We start from the raw sequence: 5720 nt of genomic DNA on the forward strand, positions 1-5720 counted from the left end.
ATTGTAAGCGGCACATCCATGCGTTTGCCGTCGCGAATAACACCTAACGTTACTTTATCGCCAACTTTTGTCGCTTGAACTTTCGTGATCAATTCTTGCGAGTTCTTGATCTTCGTGCCGTTAATATCAACAACTACATCGTATTGGCGAAGACCAGCTTGGAAAGCAGGACTTTTACGTTGAACACTGCCAACTAATGCCCCATCCGTATTTGAAAGCTTCAATTCGCTAACCCAGTCTTTACCGATATCTTGTAAGCCTACACCCAAGTAAGGAACTGGTTCTTTAGGAATTTGAACGTTGTTTTTCAGGTTCTCCAACACCGAAGAGATGGTGCTAGTCGGAATCGCGAATCCAATACCTTGGGCTTGCGAGCTTACCGCCGTGTTAATGCCGATAACCTCACCGTTCAAGTTGAGCAGAGGTCCGCCGGAGTTACCAGGGTTAATGGAAGCGTCCGTTTGAAGCAAATGCTTATACTCGCGTGTTCCTTTGGTATCTGGAATGCTGATCGGACGTTCCTTCGCACTCAGCACACCAACAGTTACCGTATGATCAAAGCCGTACGGGTTACCGATGGCAACAACCCAATCTCCAACGTTCACATCTTCTGCTTTGCCAAGAGGAAGAATCGGGAAATCTTTGTCGCCTTCAATTTTGAGGACTGCCAAGTCTAAATCGTAGCTGTTGCCCAGCAGTTTGGCTTTGAATGGTTTATCATAGCCCTCAACCGTAATTTGAACTTCGTCGGCTCCGTCAACCACGTGTTCATTCGTTAAAATATAGCCCGTTTTCTCGAAAATGAACCCTGTTCCCATCCCTGCTGGCTGAAGCTCGCCGCTGCCTGAATCTTGCGTACCGCTCTTCGGTGCGGTACCGCCACCACCGTTATCCCCGAAGAATTGACGGAAAAACGGATCATCGAAAAGCGAGTTGCCGCCGCGCGTCGACTGCTTCGGTTTCACCAGAGATTCAACCTTCACGATAGCTGGACCAGCATTTTGGGCAATTGCGGAAATATTGCCTGGGCGGACAACGTCAAGCCCTACATTCTTCACTTCTCCGTTATCACCGGGACTCTTTGTCGTAGCCGTAGTCGTGCTGCCTGAAGCCAGCGGCTGGTTGCCTGTGAATAAGTTCAATTTGTCAGCGCTAAACATAAGTGCACCTACAACCAAAGCACCTGCCATAAAAGCAGCGAAAACGCTTTTTACGGAAGAACGTTTTCTAGCATTCGGATCCCAAGGACCAGGTCCTTGTGTAGAACTTACATCGGGGCCGAAGCTGAATGGGCGCAAGTTCTTAGGTGGGGTAACCTCAACGCTGGATGTTCCTTCTGTCCCTGATGCGGACGTTGTAAGTGCTTCCTGTTCATTATTCTCGTTAAAAGCTGACTTGTATGGTCCGTAAGAATAGTAGTAGGAAGGTCTTTCTTTGTTCGGATCATGCGGTTCTTCAGGGTTCGTTTCCTTACGGTTCGTGGTGTCGTTCGATTCGCTATTGTTATTCTGCGACTTGAAGAAGTCGCTGTAGTCTTTTTTGTTGTCTTCCATACTTCTTACCTCCATTTGTTTAAATGAGTTATAGAGTGCATGTTCGTTAGTTGGATTATGTCTTGCTGTCTATGGTACTATCATGCACTCACAACCTTAAACGAATATTAAAAAACAATAAAATGGAGGTAAAAAAAGGGCACTTTTATTGCATCCAAGCCTGTTCAACCTTATTGAGCACATTCGTGGCTTCTTTTACCCACTTATCGTCTACTTCAGCATCCGGATCTAGCGGCGCCTGAAACTGATCAATCATCGCTCCATAGGTTTCCGCTTCTGCCTCCTGATCAAGGCCTTCATTGTAGACATGCTTCAGTACAAATGGGGTTCCCACTTCTACGATGGCATCAGTCGCCTCCGTATCACCATCAATTCTCCCCGTCACAACTTGAAAAGGAATGCGCAACCACACTTTATTGGCTTCATCTAAAGAGCGGTCAAAATAGCCATGGTCATAATCCCAGTTCCCGCCCAATGCGAAGTCAAACTCATGCAGGTGGTCTCTTACACTGTCGAAGGACTCTTTGACCTGTTCTAATGATGATGTTATTGTTTTCATTCCGACACTCCTTAAGCGCTCATATTAGTTTCCTTACGCATAGAGTGTTCCAAAATGTAGTTTTTATGTGTCATGAAGGCTTACTTCATTAAACCCAACCTTTACGGTGTGCAAAAATGGCCAACTGTGTACGATCATCTAATTCACACTTCATCAGCAGATTGCTGACGTGCGTTTTGACCGTTTTTATACTAATAAAAAGCTCCTCGGAAATGTCCTTATTACTTTTACCTTCTGCTATCAGTAACAGCACTTCCTTCTCGCGCGAAGTCAGCCCATCTTCCTCCGGCAATGCGTTGCGCTGTCTGACACCTCTTGTAAGCGCCAATGACACTTCTGAGTTCATGACAGGCATGCCGCGGTATGCGCTCTGGATAGCGTGAATCAGTTGATCAGAAGAGATGGTTTTCAGCATATAGCTAATAGCTCCCGACTCAACAGCTTCCAGCACCTTGGCTTCCTCCAGAAAGCTGGTTAGCATAATGATTTTGACCTGCGGAAATTTGCCGTAAATTAATTTGGTTGCGCCAATTCCGTCAAGCACGGGCATCGTGAGATCCATTAAGATCACATCAGGGAGCCCTTGGGACAGCTCGCCAGTTAGCTTATCGAACGCCTCTTGGCCATTGCTGGCTTCCCCGACAACTTCCAGCCCCGGTTCCATCGAAATATAAGTCCTTAATCCTACGCGAACCATATCGTGATCATCAACAATCATTACTTTAATGCTACTCATGACTTTCTCCCTCTCTTTCCTTTGTAACCATGCCAATCTGTCCTGTAAAACGCGGAATGCGAACCCTAACGCGGGTGCCTGAGCCTAATTTACTGTCGATTTCCACATCTCCGCCCAGCTTCTGCGCTCGTTCCCTCATCGTCGATAAACCGTGGGAAGCTGAAGAGATATCCTTCCGGTCGAACCCTTGGCCATCGTCTTGCAGTTGAAGCACGTATTGATGCTCTCTTTCATAAATAGCCAACCGAACACCTTTGGCAGAAGCATGCTTCACGACATTCGCAAGACCTTCCTGGATAATCAGGAAAAACTGATGCTCAATCGCCTCTGAAATCGTTTCACGTAAAGAAACATCAAGCTGGCCCTGCAGCTCATGGGTCCGGCAATATTCCGGAAACCACTTCTCCAGGGCTTCTTGAAGGCTTTTATCATTTAATTCAATCGGTCTAAGCTGTGAAATCAAGCCTCGCATCTGCTTCTGGGCATGGTGCGACATTTGAATAAGCTGGTCCATTACGGTCGGAGCTGCATCCGGGTTTCTTTCCAATATTTTGGGCAACGAAGAGGCGGACATATGAATGGCGAACAGCTCCTGGCTGACCGTGTCGTGCAAATCACGCGCAAGCCGGCGCCGTTCTTCCATCACCGCATTCTCTGTAAGCTCTTGATCGCGAATCGCCTCGGCCTCGCCAAGCTTCTGCAGCAGTTGAACGCGTTCTTCAACTGAAGCCGCCATTTTATTAAAAGCATCATATAAGTACATGAACGGTTCAACAGGCTCAAGCTCAACACGGCTCGTGAAATTCCCTTTAGATAGTTCGAGCATAGCCACATGAAGTTCATCGACCTTACGTTGCCATCTCTTGGTTGCTACATAACCTACCGTTAAACAGAGCGCTAAAATGGCAATGAGAAACCACATCCGGAACTCCCACGATGCCAGCTCCTGGCTGTAGTATTCCAGCACAATAAAAATACTTGAGACGGTGAGTAAACTCGAAATCAGAAAGTAATTCAGCAGCTGCCACTTCATATTGAACATTCGCAATTTGTACATGCTCCATCCTTAACCTATCTTTTTGATTGTGATATCACCTATAAACATGCTTGTCGTAACGATAAGCTTCCGATCAGCTTCTTCATAATGGGAGGTTTGGGTTCTCACGCTGCGCAAGAATCCACTCTCACGACGATCAAGAACTTTCATATCCCCTATAAAAGAACTCGCCATCACGCGAACCTCTACATCCAGATCGTTAGGAATAAAAATTTTCACGTCGCCGATAAAGGCAGTTACATGAATCGTTGTTTCTCCAAGCGGGATGGCGGCACGGGTTAGGTCAATCACAGAATCTCCAATGAAGTGGGAGATCTGAATTGGCTTTAATTCCCAAGCCTCTTGGCCTAGATGCACATCCCCGATGAAGCCATGGCGATGAAGAACATCACCTGAATCAAAGTTGCGAACGAAGTCATCGTATCGGTGGTTATGACCATGAAGATTTTGTGTTTTCGGCTGACTATGCGATTCAGGGTGAGCTGTTGGCGCCTTCGCGGCAGCTTCCCCGGAGCCAAGCCATTCTTCGGCATGTTTTTGATGAAACTCGCCATGAATATCCTTGAGAACTTCTTTCTCTTCATCACTTAGTGTATGTTTCGCTTCATTTCCTGAGAAAGGGTCCCGCTCTGCTTGTTCCTTATTTGCTGCCTTGGTGGAAGGATGATTCCAGCTGGAGGAGTCCCACGAACCACGATATTTCTCGTGTTCCTTCCGTCTTGCCTCTCGTCTCTCTCTTCTGGCTTGCTCTTTCGCTTCTTTCATTGAGAGCCAGTCAGGTGATTCTCTACGGCTAGGACGGAAGATAACATTGAGCCCGAATAAGATTAAGGCAACGGGGGCCAAAATTTTGAACATCTCTCCCAGCGAGCGATCGGTGAGATTCAGATTCTTAAGCAGGAATATCGTTCCGACGCCACAAACGAGCAAACTCCAAATCGAACCTCCCCAATGATACTTACGCTGCCATAAGAATCCGACGAGGCCATACAAGATGAGAATGACAGGCCAAAACGTGGAAAACATATAAGCAAGGTCAATATGAATGAACCCCAGTTGATTAAGTAAAAAAAGGATACCTGCCGTCACAAGGACAAGCCCCCAAATCATGCGTTGAAGTATATGCGGATTCATACGTTCTTCCTCCATTTGTGTACATCGTTGTTAAGATACTTCTAGTCTATAAGATACAAGCCAGATTGAAAAGAGACGAGGGATTGAAGGCTGCCTCGGTCTAGAGACTGAGTTTTTCGAACACAAACACAAAATAACTGACATGGATTTGGAAGATACGAACAATACGTCGTATATGTTATGTATTCTTACGTATTTCGTTGACATGCTTATCATGAGAACCGTATAATTGTTCCATTAGAACGCTTCGAATATAAGGGAGAGATTACAAATGGATCAAATCCAACAGCTTTCCAGCGGTCTAGATACCATATGGGTGGTACTAACTGCTGCCATGATTTTATTGATGGAAGGGGGCTTCGCGTTACTGGAGGCAGGCTTTGTCAGACAGAAAAATGCCGTGAGCATCATTATGAAAGTGTTTGTTGATATCGCTTTCGGAGCACTTATTTTTTATTTCATCGGCTTTGCACTCATGTATGGCAAAGACGCCGGGGGAATCATCGGAACAAGCGGCTTCTTCATGGGAGGAGATTTAACACACATCGTACTTAACATCTCACATGAAACCTACTGGCTATTCCAGTGCGCTTTCGTTATTGCTGTCATCTCCATCGTATCAGGCGCTGTTGCAGAACGCATCAACTTCCGAGCTTACATCCTTTACACCATTGCCATGAC

The 5720-nt window shown here is 46.2% G+C and carries 5 protein-coding genes and 1 pseudogene; 1 reads left to right on the top strand and 5 read right to left on the bottom strand.

Annotated features, from left to right (window positions below):
* The 5 genes from AC1DUA_RS20590 to liaF form a co-directional block, all read right to left on the bottom strand.
* Positions 1 to 1553 (bottom strand): S1C family serine protease (locus AC1DUA_RS20590; RefSeq protein WP_477501549.1); only part of this gene is annotated, 1553 nt, incomplete at its 3' end.
* 145 nt (positions 1554 to 1698) lie between these two features.
* Positions 1699 to 2112 carry a YugN family protein gene (locus AC1DUA_RS20595; protein WP_477501550.1) on the bottom strand — a complete coding sequence of 138 codons (414 nt, stop codon included), beginning with the start codon at positions 2110 to 2112 and terminating at the stop codon, positions 1699 to 1701.
* Positions 2113 to 2200: 88 nt separating this feature from the next.
* Positions 2201 to 2848, bottom strand: a complete 648-nt coding sequence (locus AC1DUA_RS20600; RefSeq protein WP_477501551.1) for a response regulator transcription factor — start codon at positions 2846 to 2848, stop codon at positions 2201 to 2203.
* Positions 2841 to 3905 (bottom strand): sensor histidine kinase, encoded by a 1065-nt coding sequence (locus AC1DUA_RS20605; protein WP_477501552.1) that lies wholly within the window; start codon positions 3903 to 3905, stop codon positions 2841 to 2843. Before AC1DUA_RS20605 ends, AC1DUA_RS20600 begins: the two co-directional genes overlap by 8 nt.
* A gap of 9 nt (positions 3906 to 3914) precedes the next feature.
* A complete protein-coding gene (liaF, locus tag AC1DUA_RS20610) occupies positions 3915 to 5039 on the bottom strand; it encodes a cell wall-active antibiotics response protein LiaF (RefSeq protein ID WP_477501553.1) in 1125 nt (374 codons plus the stop codon).
* Positions 5040 to 5310: 271 nt separating this feature from the next.
* Between liaF and AC1DUA_RS20615 the strand changes: the two are divergent.
* Positions 5311 to 5720: pseudogene (locus tag AC1DUA_RS20615) on the top strand (ammonium transporter); the annotation flags it as partial.

Source organism: Paenibacillus sp. 01T422, from assembly GCF_056398785.1.